This is a genomic window from Kiloniellales bacterium (genome assembly GCA_030064845.1).
Lineage (GTDB): Bacteria > Pseudomonadota > Alphaproteobacteria > Kiloniellales > JAKSDN01 > JASJEC01.
This window is the reverse complement of the sequence record JASJEC010000004.1, coordinates 1-20,738: the sequence shown is the minus strand read 5'-3', so window position 1 is coordinate 20,738 and position 20,738 is coordinate 1. Positions and strand designations below refer to the sequence as shown.

General features: G+C 67.4%; 21 protein-coding genes and 1 pseudogene. 13 read left to right on the top strand and 9 right to left on the bottom strand.

Annotated elements, in window-relative coordinates:
* Window positions 1-99 precede the first annotated feature (99 nt).
* The 3 genes and pseudogenes from QNJ67_02270 (at window position 100) to QNJ67_02260 (ending at window position 1,721) form a co-directional block, all read left to right on the top strand.
* Window positions 100-435, top strand: a complete 336-nt coding sequence (locus QNJ67_02270) for an XdhC family protein (GenBank protein ID MDJ0607774.1) — start codon at window positions 100-102, stop codon at window positions 433-435.
* Window positions 432-1,100: pseudogene (locus tag QNJ67_02265) on the top strand (XdhC family protein). The gene QNJ67_02270 and the pseudogene QNJ67_02265 overlap by 4 nt, the downstream one beginning before the upstream one ends.
* 33 nt (window positions 1,101-1,133) lie before the next feature.
* Window positions 1,134-1,721, top strand: a complete 588-nt coding sequence (locus tag QNJ67_02260; protein MDJ0607773.1) for a nucleotidyltransferase family protein — start codon at window positions 1,134-1,136, stop codon at window positions 1,719-1,721.
* Here the strand turns inward: QNJ67_02260 and QNJ67_02255 are convergent.
* A complete protein-coding gene (locus QNJ67_02255) occupies window positions 1,718-2,530 on the bottom strand; it encodes an alpha/beta hydrolase (GenBank protein MDJ0607772.1) in 813 nt (270 codons plus the stop codon). The two genes, QNJ67_02260 and QNJ67_02255, sit on opposite strands and share 4 nt — an antisense overlap.
* 170 nt (window positions 2,531-2,700) lie before the next feature.
* Here QNJ67_02255 and QNJ67_02250 point away from each other — a divergent pair, with 170 nt between their 5' ends.
* Both QNJ67_02250 and QNJ67_02245 read left to right on the top strand, forming a co-directional pair.
* Window positions 2,701-3,585, top strand: coding sequence for a polysaccharide deacetylase (locus tag QNJ67_02250; GenBank protein ID MDJ0607771.1), 885 nt, complete (start codon window positions 2,701-2,703; stop codon window positions 3,583-3,585).
* Between the two features lie 20 nt (window positions 3,586-3,605).
* The gene (locus QNJ67_02245) at window positions 3,606-4,049 is read left to right on the top strand and encodes a DUF5680 domain-containing protein (GenBank protein MDJ0607770.1); all 444 of its coding nucleotides are present in this window, start codon (window positions 3,606-3,608) and stop codon (window positions 4,047-4,049) included.
* A 22-nt stretch (window positions 4,050-4,071) separates the two neighbouring features.
* Here the strand turns inward: QNJ67_02245 and QNJ67_02240 are convergent, their stop codons facing one another.
* From QNJ67_02240 to QNJ67_02230, 3 genes are read right to left on the bottom strand one after another with little or no spacing between them, the layout of a single operon-like run.
* Window positions 4,072-5,265 carry an MFS transporter gene (locus tag QNJ67_02240; protein MDJ0607769.1) on the bottom strand — a complete coding sequence of 398 codons (1,194 nt, stop codon included), beginning with the start codon at window positions 5,263-5,265 and terminating at the stop codon, window positions 4,072-4,074.
* A 49-nt stretch (window positions 5,266-5,314) separates the two neighbouring features.
* The gene (locus QNJ67_02235; protein MDJ0607768.1) at window positions 5,315-6,214 is read right to left on the bottom strand and encodes an ABC transporter substrate-binding protein; all 900 of its coding nucleotides are present in this window, start codon (window positions 6,212-6,214) and stop codon (window positions 5,315-5,317) included.
* A complete protein-coding gene (locus QNJ67_02230) occupies window positions 6,211-6,588 on the bottom strand; it encodes a hypothetical protein (protein MDJ0607767.1) in 378 nt (125 codons plus the stop codon). The genes QNJ67_02235 and QNJ67_02230 overlap by 4 nt, the downstream gene beginning before the upstream one ends.
* Before the next feature lie 160 nt (window positions 6,589-6,748).
* Here QNJ67_02230 and QNJ67_02225 point away from each other — a divergent pair, with 160 nt between their 5' ends.
* From QNJ67_02225 to QNJ67_02215, 3 genes are all read left to right on the top strand, one after another.
* The gene (locus tag QNJ67_02225; protein MDJ0607766.1) at window positions 6,749-7,711 is read left to right on the top strand and encodes an alpha-L-glutamate ligase; all 963 of its coding nucleotides are present in this window, start codon (window positions 6,749-6,751) and stop codon (window positions 7,709-7,711) included.
* Window positions 7,712-7,896: 185 nt separating this feature from the next.
* Complete coding sequence (locus QNJ67_02220) at window positions 7,897-8,316, top strand: CBS domain-containing protein (GenBank protein ID MDJ0607765.1); 420 nt, start codon at window positions 7,897-7,899, stop codon at window positions 8,314-8,316.
* Between the two features lie 14 nt (window positions 8,317-8,330).
* The gene (locus QNJ67_02215) at window positions 8,331-9,860 is read left to right on the top strand and encodes a peptide ligase PGM1-related protein (protein MDJ0607764.1); all 1,530 of its coding nucleotides are present in this window, start codon (window positions 8,331-8,333) and stop codon (window positions 9,858-9,860) included.
* Here QNJ67_02215 and QNJ67_02210 read toward each other — a convergent pair.
* Entirely contained in the window at window positions 9,857-10,252 is a 396-nt protein-coding gene (locus tag QNJ67_02210; protein ID MDJ0607763.1) for a GFA family protein, read from the bottom strand. The genes QNJ67_02215 and QNJ67_02210 overlap by 4 nt on opposite strands.
* 126 nt (window positions 10,253-10,378) lie before the next feature.
* On the opposite strand from QNJ67_02210, the gene QNJ67_02205 reads away from it, so the two are divergent.
* Both QNJ67_02205 and chrA read left to right on the top strand, forming a co-directional pair.
* The gene (locus tag QNJ67_02205) at window positions 10,379-11,128 is read left to right on the top strand and encodes a rhodanese-like domain-containing protein (GenBank protein MDJ0607762.1); all 750 of its coding nucleotides are present in this window, start codon (window positions 10,379-10,381) and stop codon (window positions 11,126-11,128) included.
* Window positions 11,125-12,420 (top strand): chromate efflux transporter, encoded by a 1,296-nt coding sequence (gene chrA, locus QNJ67_02200; protein ID MDJ0607761.1) that lies wholly within the window; start codon window positions 11,125-11,127, stop codon window positions 12,418-12,420. The genes QNJ67_02205 and chrA overlap by 4 nt, the downstream gene beginning before the upstream one ends.
* Before the next feature lie 5 nt (window positions 12,421-12,425).
* Here chrA and QNJ67_02195 read toward each other — a convergent pair whose 3' ends face one another.
* Both QNJ67_02195 and QNJ67_02190 read right to left on the bottom strand, forming a co-directional pair.
* Complete coding sequence (locus QNJ67_02195) at window positions 12,426-13,160, bottom strand: aldolase (GenBank protein MDJ0607760.1); 735 nt, start codon at window positions 13,158-13,160, stop codon at window positions 12,426-12,428.
* Between the two features lie 38 nt (window positions 13,161-13,198).
* Window positions 13,199-13,858, bottom strand: coding sequence for a Crp/Fnr family transcriptional regulator (locus QNJ67_02190; protein MDJ0607759.1), 660 nt, complete (start codon window positions 13,856-13,858; stop codon window positions 13,199-13,201).
* 203 nt (window positions 13,859-14,061) lie between these two features.
* On the opposite strand from QNJ67_02190, the gene QNJ67_02185 reads away from it, so the two are divergent.
* Genes QNJ67_02185 through sulP form a run of 3 tightly spaced genes read left to right on the top strand, consistent with a single transcriptional unit; the run spans window position 14,062 to window position 18,427 of the window.
* Window positions 14,062-14,922: an MBL fold metallo-hydrolase gene (locus QNJ67_02185; GenBank protein ID MDJ0607758.1), complete on the top strand. Its 861-nt coding sequence runs from the start codon at window positions 14,062-14,064 to the stop codon at window positions 14,920-14,922.
* 31 nt (window positions 14,923-14,953) lie between these two features.
* Window positions 14,954-16,636 (top strand): TIGR01244 family sulfur transferase, encoded by a 1,683-nt coding sequence (locus QNJ67_02180; GenBank protein MDJ0607757.1) that lies wholly within the window; start codon window positions 14,954-14,956, stop codon window positions 16,634-16,636.
* A 24-nt stretch (window positions 16,637-16,660) separates the two neighbouring features.
* Window positions 16,661-18,427, top strand: a complete 1,767-nt coding sequence (gene sulP / locus QNJ67_02175) for a sulfate permease (GenBank protein ID MDJ0607756.1) — start codon at window positions 16,661-16,663, stop codon at window positions 18,425-18,427.
* A gap of 62 nt (window positions 18,428-18,489) precedes the next feature.
* On the opposite strand, the gene QNJ67_02170 is transcribed toward sulP, so the two are convergent.
* Window positions 18,490-19,353: a hypothetical protein gene (locus QNJ67_02170; GenBank protein MDJ0607755.1), complete on the bottom strand. Its 864-nt coding sequence runs from the start codon at window positions 19,351-19,353 to the stop codon at window positions 18,490-18,492.
* A gap of 139 nt (window positions 19,354-19,492) precedes the next feature.
* Window positions 19,493-20,623, bottom strand: coding sequence for a hypothetical protein (locus QNJ67_02165; GenBank protein MDJ0607754.1), 1,131 nt, complete (start codon window positions 20,621-20,623; stop codon window positions 19,493-19,495).
* Between the last annotated feature and the right edge of the window lie 115 nt (window positions 20,624-20,738).

Here is a 20,738-nt window from a genome sequence, read left to right as displayed (position 1 = left end):
GTCGCCGCCTTGCGCGGTCCCGGCTCGATGGCCATGTCTTGACCGGCAGTCGCGGCGGCGCTGTCCTTGAAAGGCACCGTGAAACGCAAGGGAGTGGGGATGAGCGGTCCGGCGCGCGACGCAACAGAGGACATTCTCGCGACCGCCGCAGCGTGGCTCGACCAGGGCCGCCGGGTCGCCTTGGCGACCGTGGTCCAGACCTGGGGATCCTCGCCCCGTCCCGCCGGCAGCCAGCTGTTGATCGATTCCGACGGCGGCATGCTCGGATCGGTTTCCGGCGGCTGCATCGAAGGCGCGGTGCTCCACGAGGCGCGCGGCGTGATCGAGAGCGGCGAGCCCAGGCTCTTGGAGTACGGCGTCAGCGACGAAATGGCCTGGGAGGTCGGGCTGTCCTGCGGCGGCACCATAAAGGTCTACGTCGAGGCGCTCGCGTGAGGCGGCCTCTGCTCGACCGGCTCAACCAGGAACGCGCGGCGCGGCAGCCGGCCGCACTGATCACGCGTCTCTCCGACGGCGCCCAGGCGCTCGTCACAGCGGACCGGGCAACCGACGACGGACTGGCCGTCGATGCCGCCCTGATGGCGGCGGCCGAGGAAGCGTTGGCGACGGACCGAAGCGGCGTGCTGGACGAGGATCCCGATCTCTTCGTCCAGGCCTTTAATCCGCCTCTGCGGCTGATCGTGGTCGGCGCGGTGCACATCGCCCAGAGCCTGGTGCCCATGGCGCGCCTCGCGGGCTACGAGGTCGTTCTGATCGATCCCCGCCGCGCCTGGGCCACGCCGGAGCGCTTCCCCGAGGTCACCATGATCGGTGACTGGCCGGACCGGGCGATGGAGCGCCTGGCGCCCGACCGGCGTACGGCCGTGGTCGCCCTGAGCCACGATCCCAAGATCGACGACCCCGCGCTGACCGTCGCGCTGAAATCCGAAGCCTTCTACATCGGCGCCCTGGGCAGCCGCAGGTCCCACGCCAAGCGCCTCGAGCGCCTGCGCGAGGCCGGCATCGAGGATAAGGACAGTGCGCGCATTCACGGCCCTGTCGGCCTGGACCTCGGCGGGCGCAGCCCGGCGGAGATCTCCGTCGCTATCCTGGCGCAGATCACGCGGGAGCGTCACAGCCACCCGGCGCGACACGTGGCCGCCGTCGTGCTGGCGGCGGGCCGCTCGAGCCGCATGGGCGGGGCCAACAAGCTGCTCGAGGCGCTGGACGGCAAGCCGATCGTCAGGCGGGTGGTCGAGAGCGCTCTGGCCTCGCGCGCCCATCCGGTGATCGTCGTGACCGGCCACCAGGCCGGCGAGATCGAGACCGCCCTTGCCGGCTGCCCGGCGACCCTGGTCAACAACGAAGACTTTGCCGAAGGGCTCAGCGCTTCGCTGCGCCGCGGCCTCGCCGCCCTCCCCGCCGGCGTCCAGGGGGCCGTGGTCTGCCTGGGCGATATGCCGCGGGTCTCCTACCGGGTCATCAACCGCCTGATCGACGCTTTCGACCCCCGTTTCGGGCGCTCGATCGTCGTGCCGACCCACCGGGGGCGCAGGGGCAACCCTGTCCTGCTCGGACGGCAGCACTTTGCGGAGATCTCGGCCCTGACCGGAGACGTCGGCGCCAAGCCGCTGGTATCCCGCCGCTCGGATGAGACGGCGGAGGTCGCCGTGGCCGAGGAAGGTGTCCTGATCGATGTCGATACGCCGGAGGCTCTCGATACCGTCAAAGCGGGCGGTTAGGCCGTTCCGCCGGCCTGCTGGCGCACGAAGTCGATCACCCGGGCCGGGACTTCCGGGAAGTCGTAGAAGTCGGTATGGCCCGCCCCGGGCACGACCACGATATCCTTAGGGCCGGGCGCGGCCTCGAAGAGCCTGCGGCTGAACTTGGGCGGAACCGTCCGGTCCCGCTCTCCCACCAGGACCAGGAGAGGCGTCTCGACCCGCGCGATGCGGCGCAGGGAGTTCCACTTGTCGTGAATCAGCCAGTAGGCCGGCACGTACCAGTAATGGTGCTGGGCGATATCCGCGATCGAGCTGAAGGGCGCCTCGAGCACGAGGCCGGCGTAGTGCCCGTCGGCGGCCAGCTTGACCGCGACGCCGGTGCCGAGCGACTCGCCGTAGAGCACGATGCGCTCCGGACCGACACCCTGGGTCGCCAGATACTGCAGCACCACATCGGCGTCGGCCAGAAACGCCGCTTCCGAAGGCCGCCCCGGATTTCCGTTGTAGCCGCGGTACTCGACCATGAAGATCCCCAACCCGGCATCGTAGAACTGCCGGTACTTGGGCACGCGGTCGCCGATGTGCCCGGCGTTGCCGTGAAACATCAGCACGACCGGACCGTCGGGATCGGCCGGCGGCCGATACCAATGCTCGAGCACCAGGCCGTCGCGGGTCATCGTCGTGACCACTTCGAGATCGGCCCGCTCCGTCAGGGCGATCTCGGCGTGCGCGCCGGGCGGCATGTAGAGCAGCGAGCGCTGGAAGATGTACAGCCCCCCCAAGACCAGGCCGTAAACCCCGATCACGCCGCTAAAAAAACTGAACATTCGAAACCTTCACTTCGCCTCGGTCGTGGAGATAGTGCGCTTCGGCGTCAAGACAAGGTAGCGCCCCGGCTCTGGCGATTGTTCCGTCCGTAGACGATGTTTATCGTGTTTGCCTTCCAGAGCGACCCCTCGCTCTAGGCCGCCGCGAAACCCGAGAAGCGACAAGGCCCGTGATCGATCTCACCCCCCCTGCCTACCCCGAGGTCTCTGTTCGTACCCTGCCAGGCTTCGTCTGGCCCGAAGGAAAGGCCTGCGGCGTGACCATCGGATGGCACGTAGACGGCGAAGCGGGACCGCTCGGCTGGGACAGGGGCGCCGCGGCGCATCTCGCCGCCGTGTCGGAGGCCGCCTACGGCATCACGACGGCGATGCCGCGGATCCTGGACATGCACCGGAGGTTTGGGATCCCGGCGACCTTCTTCGTGCCCGGCCACGTCGCCGAGCGCCACCCGGCCATGATCGAGGCGATCCTCGTCGAGGGGCACGAAGTCGCCCACCACGGCTACATGCACGAGAACGTCTTCGGCCTGTCATCCGAGCACGAACGCGCGGTCTTCGAGCACGCCTCGTCGATCCTGCAGGCCCTGACCGGCCGTGCACCGCGCGGCTGGAGCGCGCCGGGCTGGGGCATGACGGCACAGACCGTCGACATCATGATGGATCTCGGCCTGGACTACGACGCCAGCCTGATGGAACGGGACACGCCCTTCCTTATCGGGACGGCCGCGGGCGAGCTGGTCGAGCTGCCGATCTCCATGGTCCTCGATGACTGGGCGCTTTTCGGCGCGTCGCTCCACCCGGCCGGTGACGCGGCGACGGCGACGGCCGCACAGGCGGGGCAAACCTGGCGGGAGGAGTTCGACGGCCTGCGGCACTATGGCGGCCTGTTCAACACGACCTTTCACCCGAACCTCACTGGGCGGCCCGGGCGCCTGCTCATGTTGGCGGAGCTGTTCAGCCACATGCGGTCGTTCGACGACGTCTGGTGGGGCACCTGCGAACAGGCAGCCGCCCATGTTCGCACCCTCGACGGGTCCCATGGCGCGGCTGCGTGAGCGAGGAGAGACAGCGCACCATGGAACTCGTCGATTTCCTGACCCAGGCACGCCGGGAGACCTATGCCATCCCTCACGGCGAAAGTCTCGGCGACGGCACCGAGCATATGGCCTGGGACCGCGGAGAGTGGTCCTACCGGGACCGCTACGCGGGCACCAACCCCTATGGCGGGCAGGAGCTGGTAAGGCGGGAGGGAAAGGTCGTCTGGATGATGAACTACTACGCCGAGGTCCTTACCGCCCGGCCCTCGATGGACGAGATCTACGCGTTCCAGCGCGAGGTCCTCGGCCAGCCGGACCCGGCGCGCCCGATGCGCGGGCCGGCGCGCTATGCGAGTGGTCCCTTCACATATCGCAACGAGGTGCGGGGCGATCTGGACCGATTTTCCGGCCAGGAGACGATCCGCCACGAGGAGGCCGAGGTCTACCGCATGGTCTTCCACGGCGGACTGGTCGGCTCCTGACGGCCGTTCCCGGGAACAGCAGCTAGAAGCGTCGAACCGCCGGGGCGGTCACGAGGACAGTGGCGATAATCGCGATGACCGCCAGGCCGTTGATGTAGAGCGCCGTCTCGACGCCGAGGGCGGCGGCTAGGAAGCCGATCTCCAAGTGACCGAGGGGCGCCGAGCCGATGGCGAAGACCCAGGTGCCCATGGCGCGCCCGCGCAGGCTGTCGGACACGCAGAGCTGCATCATCGACTGGGTGAGGATGTCCCAGGCGGCGATCATCGCCGAGATCAGCGCCAGGATCAGGAGCATAGCGACGAGTCCCTGGACGGCGCCCAAGGCAACCAGCGAGACGCCCAAGCAAAGGATCGATCCAGCATAGGGGCCGGCCTTCTTGCCGCCCGTCGGCAAGACAAAGATCAGGGCGCTCATCACGAATCCACCGCAGGCCTGGGCGGCATGCATCCACCCGAGCCCCTCCGCGCCCATGTCGAGTCGCACTTCGGCCAATTCGGGCATCAGGGTATAGAGCGAAACCCCGAAGACCTCGATCGAGGCCGTGACCAGGGTCAGCACCAGAAGCACCCGGTTGGTTTTGAGTTCCCGCAGATAGTCCATGAGATCCCGCAGGATCGGTGCCGGCGCGGGACGCCGGCGGGAACCGTGGGCGAAACGCCCGGCGAGGCAGAGAAATGCGGCGATATGGGCCGCGGCCATGAGGCCGAGGGCAGCGGTGAGACCGGCGCGCTCGGCCAGCGTGCCGATCAGGAGGGCGCCCGCGAGCATGCCCAGGCGCACGCCCAAGGTGATGCCGGCCAGGGCCGGCGTGATCAATTGGCCGCCGACCAGGTCGTAGGCGAAGCTCAGGCGCACGGGATTGTGCACCGCGCGCAGGCTGCCCAGGCAGAGGGTGAAGGCGAGCACCCCCGGGAGGTCCGGCTCCTCGGCGCGGAAAAGCAACACGAAGGCGGCGATTACGACCGCGGCGAGCAGCTCCAGAACCTGGATCAGACGGCGCCGGTCAACCCGGTCGGCGAGCCCTCCCGCCGGGATCCCCAGGAGCACCATCGGCAGGTAATAGAGAGCGAAGGCGGTTCCGACCCAGGCCGACGTCCCGGTTACGGTCAGCGTCATCCAGCCGACCAGCACGAAGTCGCCGCCGTAGCTGGTCGCGTTGGCCGTGGCGTTCAGCCAGAAGCGCCGATAGCCCACCGATTGGAACGCCGGGTTCATGCTTCCGGTTCGGGATCCCTGCCCTGAGCCTGAAGTTCGCGCCGAGGCATCAGCCGGGGAGGAACCGCCGGTCGATCACCTCTTCGACAGCGGCCGGGCGGTCGACCATCCCGAAGCGGGCGTAAGCCGCCAGGTTGCGGCGCCAACGGTCCGGCTCGAGGTCGCCGACCCGCGCCAAGCCGACGGCGCCCGCGACCAGGGGCACCATGGCGTCCAGGATCGCCCGGTTCTCCTCGACCGAGGGCTGCTCGTCGGAAACGGCGGCGACCAGTTCCGCGGCCGTGTCGCGATCCTCCATGGCCGCACGCCAGCCCTCGAAGGTCGCCGCCAGGAAGTCGCCCAGAAACGGTCCCCGTTCCTCGATGCAGCGCGTCGTCGCGAACATCACCTGCGCGTAGGGATCCAGGTCGGCGTGGCGCAGCGGCAGGAGACGCGCCGCGAAGCCCTGCCTGGCCAGCAAGACGGGCTCGGTGATGGCATAGCCTTGCACGGCATCGAAGCGGCCCGCGACCAGGTCGTCGAGCGACCAGCCCTCGAGGGTCGGGTTCAGGTCGCCGGCGGCGATACCGTGAAGCGCGAGGATCGTTTCCAAGAGGTGGATCCCATCCCGATGCATCGCGATCCGCCGTCGCGGGAGATCCCGGAGGCTGGCGATACCGCTATCAGCCGCCGTCATAAGGACCATGGGCGTGTCCTGGAGCATGGCCCCGATCGCGCGCACCTCCCTCCCCGCCAGGCTTGCGCGCACGATCAGGTTGTCCTCCATGCAGCCTGCGGCGAGTTCGTTCTCCAGCACCAAATCGAGGACCGTGCGGCCCGGATTCTCGTGGGGCGCGACCAGCCTGACCTCAAGCCCCCGTCGGGCGTAGAGGCCGCGGTCCCGGGCCCACACCAGCCCGGCGAACTGGCAGTTCACCTCCCAGTCCAGAAAGAACGTCAGCGGAGTCACCCGGGATCTGCCCGAGGAGCCACGAGATGGAAGTAGAGGGCGAGGAACTCGAAATTGTCGTCGGGTCGGTCGAAGAAGTCGTCATGGTCGGCGCGAAAGGCCGCAAGGCTGACTTCGCCAGAGGCCGCGGGATCCTCGCGCCAGAGCCGCTCCGGGATGGCGCCCCAGCGCACCAGCTCGATTCCGGTCAGGCGCAGGCGGCAGCGTGGACGCCGGTCGCGGTCATAGACGCGGTAGACCGCGCCGACATGCAGCGGCGTATTGAAGGCATCGATCCCCTCGCTCCACTCGATGCGGCGCACGCTCGCCGTCTTGCTGCCGTCGACGATCTGATCGATCAGTTCGGACTGCAGCCATTGCATACGGTGTTCCATGAAACGGTGCTCCGGCTTGGCCCAGACTGTGCCGCCGGGGTTCGCGTTCTGTCAATCGGGCCGGCGCACCCAATTTCGCTTGTTTCCAGCGTAGATGTCGCTTATTTTACACTTATATGATGGATAATATGATATTTCACACCTGAAAGGCGAATTTTCAATGAGCAAGATCCACGTTCTGCACGAGAACAGCCCCTGGGTCGAACCTCTGCGGGCCGCTTTCGCCGAGCGCGACCTTCCCTACGAGGAGTGGTTCCTTCATGAAGGGTCCGTGCCTTTCGATCAGGCGCCGCCCGAGGGCGTATTCTACAACCGGATGAGCGCCTCTTCGCACACGCGCGGACACCGCTACGCTCCCGAGCTGGCCCATCTGGTGCTCAACTGGCTCGCCCGCCACGGCCGGCGCGTGGTGAACGACCACCGTGCGCTCTATTTGGAGGTCAGCAAGGTCGCCCAGTACGCTGCGCTCGAAAGCGCCGGGATCGCCACGCCGCGGACCGTAGCTGCGGTGGGCCGGGAAGCGGTCCTGTCGTCGGCCCGGGAGTTCGGGCCCGGCCCCTTCATCCTCAAGCCCAACCGCGGCGGCAAGGGCCTCGGCGTCCAGCTGTTCCAGAACGCCGACGCGATTTCGGCCTATCTCGACGACCTTCCGCCCGAGGAGGCACCGATCGACGGCAGCTGGCTGATCCAGGACTATATCCGCTCGCCCGAGCCCTTCATTACCCGCTGCGAGTTCGTCGGCGGCCGCTTCCTCTACGCCGTCCGGGTCGACACCAGCGAAGGCTTCGAGCTCTGCCCGGCGGATGCCTGCAACATCGAGAACGCCTTCTGCCCGGCCGGGGCGCCGCAGACCTCGAAGTTCACGGTCGAGCCGGCGTTCAACGACCCCATTCTCGAGCTTTACCAGGACTTCCTGGCGCGGAACGGGGTCGCCGTCGCCGGGATCGAGTTCATCCGAGACGCCGAAGGCCGCATCTTCACCTACGACGTCAACACCAACACGAACTACAACGCCGAAGCCGAGCGCGCCGCCGGCGTTGAGAAGACCGGCATGGGCGCTCTCGCCGACTATCTCGGCCGGGAACTCGAAGCCGAACGGGATCGCGCGACCATCGCGGCCTAAATCGGAAGCGGGGGTGCCGGCCCGACCGGCAATCAACTCTTGCAGCGGTCCCGTCAATTGCGCTCTGTTTGATTCACCTCAAGGGCTTATCGGGGCGGAGACAGGATGATGTCACGGCCGGGTGGGCCGGCCCGCGGCCGCGGGCAGGTCTTGCCGGCCAATGTCGGTCAACAGAGGGGCACGGGATGAACGTAAAGATCGCAGATCTGATGGCAAAGCGCGTGATCACGGCGCAGCCCCATCACAGCGTCGACCACATCCGCGGGATCATGGAGCGGAATCGGATCCACGCGATCCCGATCGTGGGGCCCGAGGGCGAGGCCGACGGGATCGTCACCACGGCCGATCTCGCGCGCGACCTGAAGAACGAGAGTCCCGCGAAGACGATCATGTCCGACCGCGTCTTCTGCGTGCCTGCCTACAACGACGTTAGCGCCGCTGCGCGGATCATGCGCAAGCACAAGATCCACCATGTGGTCGTGACCCATGAGAAGAAGGTCGTGGGGATCATCAGTTCCTTCGATCTTCTCAAGCTGGTCGAAGGGCACCGCTTCACCATGAAGAACGCACCTAAGACCAAGAAGAAGAAGAAAGCTGAGGCCTAGCCCGGCGTCTGCCTTTGCCTGAGCCACCGCAACCGCTCCCGGAGGGAGAGCAGCAGGCCTTCGACCGCCTGCAAGCTCAGCTGGCGCCCATGTTCCGCTCGGTCTTCACCGACCCCGGCATCCCGCGCAGCGTTGTCGTGCTGCCCAGCCTCAGTCTCGATGCCGACGTCATCGCCAAGATCACGGGCGTGCAGCACTATGAGGAGCGCATGCTCTGCCTCTTGTTGTTGCTCCGCCTGCCCAAGACCAATCTGATCTATCTGTCGAGCGACCCGATTCCCGAATCGGTGGTCGACTACTATCTCCACCTGCTGCCCGGCGTGCCGGTGCGCCACGCGCGCCGACGGCTGACCCTCTTGTCCTGCCACGACACCTCGCCCAGGCCGCTGAGCGAGAAGATCCTCGAGCGGCCGCGGCTGATCGAGCGCATCCTGGCGGCGGTCCCCGACCGTTCCACCGCCCACCTGACCTGCTTCAACGTCTCGGAAGCGGAACGGGATCTGGCCATGAGGCTCGGCATCCCGATATACGGCTGTGACCCGGCGCTCCTTCACCTGGGGTCCAAGAGCGGGGCGCGGCGTCTCTTTCGCGAGGCCGGCCTGACCATCCCCGAAGGCTTCGAGGACCTCGCCGACGCCAAGGATGTGGCGGAAGCGCTGAGCGCTCTGAAGGCCCGGCAACCGGACCTGCGCCAGGCCGTCGTGAAACTGAACGAAGGATTTTCCGGCGAAGGCAACGCGACCTTCTCATACAGCGGCGCGCCGAGCGGGACACGGCTGGGCCCCTGGGTCGCAGACCGCCTGAAGGGCATGAGCTTCGAGGCGGCCGGCATGTCTTGGGAGCTCTACCGGTCCAAGATCGACGAGATGGGCGCCATCGTCGAAGCCTTCATCGAGGGCGAAGGCGAGGACAAGCGCTCGCCCTCCAGTCAGTACCGGGTCGATCCGGCGGGGACGCTGGAGGTCATCTCAACCCACGACCAGGTGCTCGGCGGCACGAACGGCCAGATCTTCCTCGGCTGCCGCTTCCCGGCGGACCAGGCCTATCGCCTCCAGATCCAGGAGGAAGGCTTCAAGGCCGCCGAGCTGCTGCGCGACCAGGGAGTGATCGGCCGCTTCGGCGTCGACTTCATCTCGGTGCGCGACAAGGACCGCTGGACCCACTACGCCATCGAAGTGAATCTGAGGAAGGGTGGAACGACCCATCCCTACCTTATGCTGCAGTTCCTGACCGACGGCCGCTACGACCGGGCGAGCGGCCTCTACCACTCGCCGAGCGGCCAGGCCTGCTACTATTGCGCGTCGGACAACATCGAGAACGACCGCTATCGCGGCCTGACCCCGGACGACCTGATCGACATCGCCGTCATGAACGGCCTGCACTTCCACGGAAGCACGCAGCAGGGCGTCGTGTTCCACATGATCGGCGCCCTTTCGCAGTTCGGCAAGCTGGGCATGGTCTGCCTGGCCGCCTCGCCAGAGCAGGCCCAGCGGCTCTACGACGACACGCTGGCCACCCTCGACCGGGAGACATCGGGCGCTTAACGGCTTCGCGGTCCCGGTTCGATCCGGACCGACCACCAGGACGGCGCGGCCTTATGGAAGCTGTGCTGCTTGCCCGGCACGATCGCGGAGGGCTCGTCGAGCGAAGCGATGGTCAGGGAGATCTTGTCGTAGCCGTCGTCGAGCGCGCAGAGCGTGCCGCCGCAGTCCGGGCAGAAGCCCCGCCGGGTCTTCTCCGAGGAACGGAAGTAGCGCGGCTCGCCGCCGGGCCCGTCCCAGGAAACTCCATCCGCGGGCATTTCGAACCAGGCCACCGTGGGCGCACCCGACCATCTCTGGCACATGACACAGGAGCAGAGATGGGGAAAGCTCGGCTTGCCCTCGGCCGTGTAGCGCAGCGCGCCGCAGAGGCATCCGCCCTTCAGCACCGCCATGTCAGCCCCCCTTGGTTGCCAAGCCTTCCCCGCGCGCCTAAGCTCCGACCCAGGGGCTGAAAGCGGCCGCCCCGTGAGGCTCGATCGCCCAAGCGCCGCTCCGTTGTCTAACACGGAGCATTTGCGATGGGCGATTTTTTCATGGACGTGGACGATCTGGTGGCGCAGGTGGGCACGATGGCGGCACCCGTGATCTTCGATGTGCGCCGCCGTGAAGCCTTCGAGGCGGACGGGGAGCGGCTCCCGGCGGCCCGGTGGCGCAACCACCAGGAAGCCGAAACCTGGTCGGCGGCTCTGCCGCCAGGTGGCGACGTCCTGGTCTACTGCGTGCACGGCCATCAGGTGAGCCAGTCGGCGGCCGCCCTGCTGCGCGCCGAAGGCCTGCACGCCCGGGTGCTGCGCGGCGGCATCGAAGCCTGGCGCAACGCCGGGGGACCGGTCATCCGGAACGGCGGCGACACCGCGTCCGAGCGCTGCGAAGGCAGCCGCTGGACGCTGTCACTGGAGCCCGGGGCCCAGGAGCTCGCCTGCTTCTGGCTGGTCAGGCGCTTTCTCGATCCCAACGCCCGGGCCCTGAGCCTCGAGGCCGCGCAGGGCCAAGCGGGGGCCGACGAGCTGGACGCGCGCTGCCTGGTCACGGATCGACCGGAGCCCGCCTTTCCGGCCCTGCTCGACGAGCTCGGTCTCGCCGATCCTTCCCTTCGGGCGCTCTCCGACCTGCTCGGCGACGCCGGATCGACGCCTTTCGGGTCGCACCTGTTCGACGGTCTCGCGGCCGGGCCGGGCGTTCGTCATTCCTCGCCGGATGCGAGCCTGGCGCTGTTCGATGCGCTCTACCGATCCCTCCGGCGCCACCAAGGAGACGCCGGGGCATGAGCCGGATCCAGGATCACGACGTTCCCTTCACCGAGGCCCTCAAGGTTTGGGCCAGACTGGGCATCTTGTCGTTCGGGGGGCCGGCCGGGCAGATCGCCCTGATGCATCGCCTCTTGGTCGACGAGCGCAAGTGGCTGCCGGAAGACCGATTCCTTCATGCGCTCAACTTCTGCATGCTGCTGCCCGGCCCCGAGGCCATGCAGCTCGCGACCTACGCCGGATGGCTCTTGCATGGCTGGCGCGGCGGTTTGGCCGCAGGCCTGCTGTTCGTACTGCCGGGCGCCTTGGTGGTGCTCGCGCTCTCCGCCGGCTACGCCGCCTTCGGCGGCGTTCCTTTGGTCGAGGCGATCTTCTTTGGCGTCAAGGCGGCCGTTCTGGCGATCGTGATCGAGGCCCTGCTGCGAATCGCCAAGCGGGCGCTGAAGATACCTCTCGACTGGGCGATCGCCGGCGGGGCCTTCGCGGCGATCTTCTTCTTCAACCTGCCCTTTCCCCTGATCGTGCTCGGGGCCGCGGTGATCGGCTTCCTCTTCCTGGCGAAGGCGCAGCCCGGCGACCGTGCCGCGACGAGCCGCCCGACATGGCCCCGCACCGCCGGGACCATCGGGCTATGGCTGGCGGTCTGGTTCGCGCCCCTGATCGCCATCGCGGCAGCCCTGGGGCCGGACCATCTCCTGGCCCAGGTCGCGCTGTTCTTCTCCAAGCTGGCCGTCGTCACCTTCGGCGGCGCCTACGCGGTCCTCGCCTACATGACCCAGCAGGCGGTCGAAGCCTTCGGATGGCTGAGCACCGGGCAGATGCTCGACGGACTGGGGCTGGCGGAAACAACGCCGGGACCCTTGATCCTGGTCACACAGTTCGTCGCTTTCCTCGCCGGCTTCCAGGCCGACGGCGGCGGTTTCCTGCTCGGTCTGCTGGCGGCCCTGGTCGCGCTCTGGTCGACCTTCGCGCCCTGCTTCCTCTGGATCTTCGTCGGCGCGCCCTATATCGAGCGCCTGCGCGGCGCGCCGCGCCTGGCCGGGGCTCTGGCAGCCATCACCGCGGCCGTGGTCGGCGTGATCCTCAACCTCTCGCTCTGGTTCGGACTGCACGTCGTCTTCGACAAGCTCGAAGACCGGCATTTCGGACCTCTCCGGCTGCTGAAACCGGATCTCGCAACGATCGACTGGGCAGCCGCCGCGCTCGTGTTGCTGGCCGCGGTCACCGTGTTCAGGTTCAGGCTCTCGATCCTCTGGACGCTGGCGATCTGCGCCCTGGCCGGCGTGGGCGTGAAGCTGGTTCTCGGCGCCTGACGCGCCTAATTCACGTAGCTCGGGTCCTGGCGGTCGAGCAGACGCTTCAGGGCCTCGAAATGGGCCTTGCCGTAGTCGTCGCTCAGAGCGCGCTTGAAATCCGACTTGAAATGGGCCGCCAGGTTGTCGCTGATCCGCTTCAGCGGCCGGCCGGTCGACATGGCTAAGACCTGCACCATGCAGGCGCGCTCGAGGAAGTAAAGGTCGTCGAATGCGTTGGCGATGGTCTCGCCGACCACGACGACGCCGTGATTGGCCAGGAACAGGATGCGTTTGTCGCCGAGCGCCTCGGCCATGCGGTCGCCTTCCGCCGTATCGAGCGCCAGGCCGTTGTACGCGCCGTCGTAGGCGACGTCCCCGTAGAACCGCAGGTTGTTCTGGCTGATCGGCTCCAAGGTGCCGTCCTCGAGCGAGGTGAGCGCCGTGGCGTAGGGCATGTGGGTATGGAAGACGCAGCGCGCCCGGGGGTTGCGGACGTGGATCCGCGAATGGATGCAGAAAGCGGTAAGGTCGACCGGGCCGTCGCCCTCGAGCACCTGTCCCTCGCCGTCCAGGACCAGCAGGTCCCCGGCCCTGATCTCCGACCAGTGGAGGCCGTAGGGATTGAGCAGGAAGCGGTCGTCCTCGCCCGGCACGGCGAAACTGAAATGGTTGTCGATGCCCTCGTGCAGGTCGAAGTGCGCCGCAAGCCGCAGGGCCGCCGCCAGATCGATCCTGGCCTGCCGGACAGTATCCTTCATCGGGTCACTCCATCTCACGCGTGCCGGCCGAGGCCGATCTAGGATTCCGCAAGGGAAGAAAGAGCGACCCGGTCGGTCAGGGCGATTTGCCCCCTCGACACCGCCACCCATCCTCTGCGCTCGAGCTCCTTGAGCTGGCGACCGACGACCTCTCGTGCCGTCCCGAGTTCCGCGGCCAGTTCCTGATGGGTCGCAACCACCCTGCCCTCGGCAGTAGCCAGGGTGACGAGCCGTTGCGCCAGACGCTTGTCCATGCGCTCGAAGGCAACCTCTTCGACGATATGCATGAGGTCCGAGATCCGGTGCGAGTAATCGGAAAATACGAGCCTTCTGAAGCCCGGCGAGCGCGCAATCGCGTCCTCGAAAGCCGTTCGGGGTATCGCCACTGCCTCCACGCTGGTCTCGGTCATCCCCTCCGCGGCGTAGGCCTCGTCGGCCAGCAGGCAGGCCGTGGTCATGATGCAGGTCTCGCCGCCGCTCACCCGGTAGAGCACGATCTCCCGGCCCGAAGCCGAGACCTGATGGACCCGGATCGTGCCGTCCAAGACCAGCAGGAAGTTGTCCGCCGCCTTGCCGGGCGCGAACACTGTAGTCCCGGCAGGGAGCGAGATGTTGACCGCCCGCTCAGTCAGCAGCCGCTGGTCCTCGGCCGGCAAGGCCGCCAAATCGGCGAATTGGCTGATCCATCCGCTAGACATGACTTACATTTAGGCCGCTCGCCACAAACCTTGCAGTAACCGTGACTAAGTCACAGACGCAGGGCATCCGCAAGGCCACACTTCCCAGAGCGCGCGCCGCCGCCGCTCGTGCGCGAAGCGGGGCTGCGGCGCGGAACGTCCCCGACATCGTGTTTTTTTTATGACTGTCGATTGGGGCCGACCGCTCTACAGGAGGAGAGGAAATGACGCCGAACGTGAAAACCTTCTTCGATCAGGCAACCTTTACCGCCACGCATCTGGTCTGGGATCCGCAAACCAGGCACGCAGCGGTGGTCGATTCGGTCAAGGACTACGATCCGAAGTCCGGCCGAACCTCCACGGCGTCGGCGGACGAGCTGATCGCTTTCGCCGAGCAGGAAGGACTCACCCTGGAGTGGATCCTCGAGACCCATGTCCATGCCGATCACCTGACCGCCGCGCCCTACCTCAAGGAGAAGCTCGGTGGCCGCACCGGAATCGGCGCGCGCATCGATGTAGTGCAGTCGGTCTTCAAGCAGGTTTTCAATGCGGAGGAAGCCTTCGCGACCGACGGCCGGCAGTTCGATCGCCTGTTCGACGACGGGGAAACCCTTCACATCGGCGAGCTGGAAGCCAAGGTGATCCATACGCCAGGCCACACGCCGGCTTGCGCGACCTACGTGGTCGGGAACGTCGCCTTTGTCGGCGACACGCTCTTCATGCCGGACTTCGGGACGGCGCGCTGCGACTTCCCAGGCGGCGACGCCCGAGAGCTCTATCGGTCGATCAAGAAGATCCTTTCGCTGCCGCCCGAGACCAGGCTCTTCCTGTGCCACGACTATGGGCCCAACGGCCGCGACTATCAGTGGGAGACCACGGTGGCCGCCGAGCGCGCCGAGAACATCCACGTCAATGACAGCGTGCAAGAGGACGCCTTCGTCGCCATGCGGAGCGAGCGCGACAAGCAGCTCGACATGCCCGTCCTGATCCTTCCCTCGGTGCAGGTCAACATGCGCGCGGGCGACCCGCCCCCGCCCGAATCGAACGGCACGCGCTATCTGAAAATCCCGCTCGACGCGCTCTGAGAAGCGCGCAACGCAACGGAGGAGAGATCCCATGAAAGCTCACAGGCTGGACGGCGAGATCAGCGTCGCTCCGCAGATCCTCGCCGCCGACGTGGCCGCGATCGCCGAGGCCGGTTTCAAAACCATCGTGTGCAACCGGCCCGACGGCGAAGGAAACGATCAACCGCTGTTCCACGAGATCGAGGAGGCCGCGAAAAAGGCGGGCATCGGCGCCCACTATCTGCCGGTCGAAAGCGGAAAGGTTACGGATGACGACGCCGCGGACTTCGGGAAGCTGATCGACGGCGCGCCCAAGCCGGTCTTCGCCTATTGCCGGACGGGGACCCGCTCGGTGACCCTCTGGTCCCTGAGCCGGGCGCACAAGCTGCCCTTGCCGGAGATTTTGGCCAAGGCCACGAGCGCCGGCTACGACATGTCCGGCGTCGTGCGGCGTGTCGCCAACAAGGGCAAAACGCCGACGGAGGTGGTCGACGGCAAGTTCGACGTGGTCGTCGTCGGAGCCGGCTCGGCGGGCATCGCCGTGGCGTCCTCGCTCCTAACCCGGTCTCCCGAACTGGAGGTCGCGGTGATCGATCCGGCCGATATCCACTACTACCAGCCGGGCTGGACCCTGGTCGGCGGCGGCGTTTTCGGGGCCGACGAGACCGTGCGGACACTCTCCTCGGTCCTGCCCGAGAAAGTGCACTGGATCAAGGCGGCGGTCGCCGCTTTCGAGCCCGAGCGCAACGCCGTCGTGCTCGAGGGCTGCAGGGTGATCGAGTACGACCGGCTGGTCGTCTGCCCTGGCTTGAAGCTGGACTGGCACAAGGTCGACGGCCTGGTCGACACCTTGGGCCAGAACGGCGTCACCTCCAACTATCGCTTCGACCTGGCGCCCTATACCTGGAAGTTGGTCCAGGAGATGCAGGGCGGGGAAGCCCTCTTCACCCAGCCGCCCATGCCAATCAAATGCGCGGGGGCGCCGCAGAAGGCGATGTACCTCTCGGCCGATCATTGGCGGCGCCGCGGCGTGCTCGATCGGATCGACGTGGCCTTCTACAACGCCGGCGGCGTGCTTTTCGGGGTCAAGGACTACGTTCCCGCGCTGATGGAGTACGTGAAGCAGTACGAGGCCGACCTGAACTTCAACCACAACCTCACGGCGATCGACGGTCCCGCGAAGAAGGCCTACTTCCAGCGCACGGACGCGGACGGCGCAACCGAGACCGTCGAGCGCTCCTTCGACATGATCCACGTGTGTCCGCCGCAATGCGCACCCGATTTCATTCGGGTGAGCCCCTTGGCGGATCAGGCCGGTTGGGTCGACGTCGACCAGAACACGCTGCGCCACAAGGTCTATGAGAACGTATGGAGCCTCGGCGACGTCATGAATGCGCCGAACGCGAAGACGGCGGCCGCCGCGCGCAAGCAAGCGCCCGTCGTGGCGCAGAACCTACTGGCGGATATCGGCCGCGGCCCCGGCGTTTCGCACTACGACGGCTACGGCTCCTGCCCGCTCACGGTCGAACGGGGCAAGATCGTGCTCGCGGAATTCGGCTACGGCGGGCGTCTGCTGCCGAGCTTCCCTAGTTGGCTGATCGACGGTCGCAAGCCGAGCCGTCTCGCCTGGCTGCTCAAGGAGAAGGTCCTGCCGCCGATCTACTGGAGAGCCATGCTGCGGGGCCGCGAATGGCTGGCCAAGCCGGATGTCGCCCGTCCCGAGATCGTCAACTGACGAAGCGGAAGGCCCGTCGGGTTCATGCTCCAACGTGCTCTGCCCTGCATCGCCTGGCTGAGGCGCTACGACCTCGAGGCGCTGCAGGGCGACGGCCTCGCAGCTGTCATCGTCACCATCATGCTGATCCCGCAGAGTCTGGCCTACGCCCTGCTCGCCGGTCTGCCGCCCGAAGTCGGGCTCTACGCCAGCATGCTGCCCCTGCTCGGCTACGCCCTCTTCGGCTCGTCGAACGCGCTCGCGGTGGGCCCGGTGGCCGTGGTTTCCCTCATGACGGCGGCGGCGGTCGGCGAGCTGGCCGCGGTCGGGACGGCGGAGTACGCCGGGGCCGCGATCGCGCTGGCGCTGCTGTCCGGCCTATTCCTGATCCTGCTCGGCGTCATGCGCCTCGGGTTCCTCGCCAGCCTGCTCAGCCATCCCGTGATCTCGGGGTTCATCACGGCGTCGGGGCTGCTGATCGCCGCCAGCCAGTTCAAGCACATCCTGGGCATCGATGCCGGCGGCCACACCCTGCCCGAGATCGTCGCCTCTCTCTACCGCGGGATCGAAGGAACGAACGGTCCGACCCTGGCGATCGGCGTCGCCGCGACCGCCTTTCTGTTCTGGGTCCGCGGCCACCTGAAATCCCGCCTGAAGCGGCTCGGTTGCGGCGAGCGCGTGGCCGACGCGCTGGCCAAGGCTGGTCCCGTGGCGGCGGTCCTGGCCACGATCCTGCTGGTCGAGCTGCTCTCCCTGGCTGACCGGGGGGTCAGCGTGGTCGGCGCGATCCCGCAGGGCCTGCCGCCCGTCGCCCTGCCCCCGCTCGATCCCGAACTCTGGCGTCAGCTGATCCCCTCGGCGATCCTGATATCGGTCGTCGGCTTCGTCGAGTCCGTCTCGGTCGCCCAGACGCTGGCGGCGAAACGGCGCGAGCGGATCGAGCCCAACCGCGAGCTCGTCGGGCTGGGCGCGGCCAACATCGCCGCGGCGGTCGGAGGCGGCTACCCGGTCACCGGCGGCTTCGCCCGCTCCGTGGTCAACTTCGACGCGGGAGCCCGGACGCCGCTCGCCGGCGTCCTCACCGCGGCCGGCATCGCCCTGACGGCGCTTCTGCTCACGCCGCTGTTTCATCAGCTGCCGAAGGCGACGCTGGCGGCCACCATCGTCGTCGCCGTCCTCTCCCTCGTCGACCTCGGCGCGCTGCGCCGCACTTGGCGCTACTCCAAGGCCGATTTCGCGGCCATGGCGGTGACCATCGTCTTCGTGCTCGGCGCCGGTGTCGAGGCCGGCATCATCTGCGGAGTCGCGCTGTCCCTGGTCTTGTTCCTGGTCCGCTCGGCGCGACCCCACTTCGCCGTTGTTGGACAGGTGCCCGGCACGCATCACTACCGCAACATCCTGCGCCACGAAGTGATCACCAGCCCGACGGTCTTGAGCGTGAGGGTCGATGAGAGCCTCTACTTCGCCAATGCCCGCTGGCTGGAGGACACAATCTACGACCGCGCGATCGCCGATCCGAACCTGCGTCACGTCGTTCTGATCTGCTCTGCCGTGAACGTGATCGACGCCAGTGCGCTGGAGAGCCTCGAGTCGCTTAGCGAGCGGCTCAATTCCGCCGGTGTCGCGCTCCATCTGTCGGAGGTCAAGGGCCCGGTCATGGATCGGCTGGTCGTATCGGAACTGTTCCAGCATCTGACCGGCCAAGTCTTCCTCAGCCAACACGACGCCATGGATGCGCTCGACCCGGAGATCACGCGCGCCGCCGAAACAGCCCTAAGACCCGAACTCTCGGCCCAGGCGACACGCACTTGACGCCGCGACGCGGCCCGGGGCGCTCGCTTAGGGCGCTGCCGCCCGGAGGAGCGAGACGCCGATTACTCGATGATCCGCCAAGAGCCGTCGGGCTGCCGGCAAGCCGTGCCATAGGTCTCCTCGAAACGGCCGTCGATCGTCACCATGCTCTGGTACTCGCGGCAGTACTCCAGGCTCGTTGTCGAACCCTCGCTGTTGGCGGCACCGCGATCGGGATCGTTCCAGATGATCGTCTCTCCGCCTGGCGACCGCCAGGTCCTGTCCTCCGCGCTTCGGTCGTCGCCATAGGGGTCGCTGCCAAAGCTTCCCCCTCCGCGACTCAGATTCGAGTCGTCCAGCCGGGCCAGTTCGACCGCCTGATTCATATCCTGGATGAACTCCTTCAGGATCTTGTCGACCGCGTTCTTGGTCGATTGCTGAACGGCGTTCTTCATCAGGAAGGAGCCGCCCCAGAAGATCTTGCCGCCCTGACTGCGCCCCTTGGCGGCGTAGGTCTTGGACATGATCTCGCGCCCGTCATCCCTAACGTCGATCCTGAGATTCACGCGGGCCTCGAAGCCGGCGAACTGGTAGTTGGTCAGATCGAAGGCGACCAGCAGTCCATCCTGGTCGTAGGGTGTCGCGGTTTTTTGGACCGAGTCGAAGGCGTCGCGCACGTCCGCGCTCCTCATGGTCGTGTCCATGATGCTGCCGAAGTCGATCACCCACCTGTTCATGAAGAAGCCCGCCCGCGCCGACCGGATGCCGTAGGTGTGGCCCTCGGTCTGGGGGCTCAGGTAGTAGCGCACCGGCTCGTTAACCTGGGGGAGCGTGACGCGCCCTTGATTGTTGACGAGGTACTGGGGGTAGTCCTCGTGCACGGAAACCGTGCACGCGGAGGTCAAAGCGAACGTCGTCAGCGCCGCGAGACAGAACGCTATCCTCATTGCCCGTCTCCCCTAGCCCCACCGGTCCATGCCCTACCTTGGCGACCGGCCGCCGCCTGTTAACCTTAAACGGCGTCAATCTAACTTCTAAGACTACCACAAATATCCCGTTTAGAAGAAACCGGGGTCACGGAGGCCTTCATGTCTTGGCCAAGCTGCGGCATCCGCCGAGGGGCGGCAGTTCCAGCCGCCCGGGGACGTTCCGCCCGTCTGCCACGACCCGGTCCACGATCAATCGCCGGCCGTCCATGCGGTAGCGCGCTCTGATGGTCCGCGCCTTTCCATAGCGGTCGCCGAGCAGGCGCTGCAGACCGCCCAGCAGGCGCGCGTCGACACTGCGCGGAAAGATCCGCACCGGCTGCGCCACGGCGACGCCGCGATGATGGGCTCGGATCCGGTCGATGGCCCTGCGCTCCTGTCCGCTGACGCGTCCGGCCGGCTCCCTGATGAAGCCGCTGAAGCGGTCGAGGTTTAGGGCCCACGGCGTGTTCGGCCTGCCCTCCGAGATGAAGAGCCGCCCCTGGCCGTCCATCAAGGCGACCTGCATGCCGAAGCAGCGGTCCAGGGTCGAGTAGAGGGTCTCGCGCTGGTTCGCCCGGTCCGGCCAGGCCAGCTCGATGCTCGGGCCGGAGCCGTACTCCAGGAGGCGGAGCAGCGTGCGGCCCTCGGCCACGTCCTCGCGGCTCGCGGTGATCGTCTGCTTGGCGGCGGTTTCTTTCCGGGGCGCAGGCTCGCGCTTGACCGCTTTGGGCGGCCGCCGGACCTCCGCGATCGGGCGCCGGGGCATCGGCTTGGCCACCGGCCTCGGCTCGGCGCGCGCGGCCAACCGCGGGCTCGGCGCGGGCGCCTTCCGGGGTTCGGCCAGGGGCACGGGCTTGCGCGTCTCGCGCGGCCGAGCGACCGGCTTCTTCGCCACAGGCGGCGGTTTTGCCTCGGCGGCCCTTGGCGCGGGCTTCGGTGCCGGGGGTGGCTTCGGCGCGGCCTTGGCCTCGACGGGGGGAGCGGGCTTCTGGGGTTCGATCGCCGGGGCCTCGGCCGCTGGCCGCGCCGCCTGTGGCGGCGGCGGTGGCGGCAGCACGACGGCGCGTGCAGAGGCGGGCGGCCGCTCCTCCGGAGGGGGCGTATCGGGCACCGCCTCCGCGGCGGGGAGCTGCTCGGGAAGACTGCGCGGCGGCTCTTCCGGCTGCGCCACCAAGCCGAAGACGACCAGAAGGATCAGGCCGAGCGACAGGGCGATCGAAGCACCGGTAGCGATACCGCGCGAAAACATAGCCTTAGCGGGCGAGCTTCCGCACGTAGAGCAGCTCCATCTCCTCCGCGAGGGAATAGAGGCTGCGGAGCCGCTCGTCCGGGCTCATCGGCGGTCCGGCCTGCGCTGTCGGATC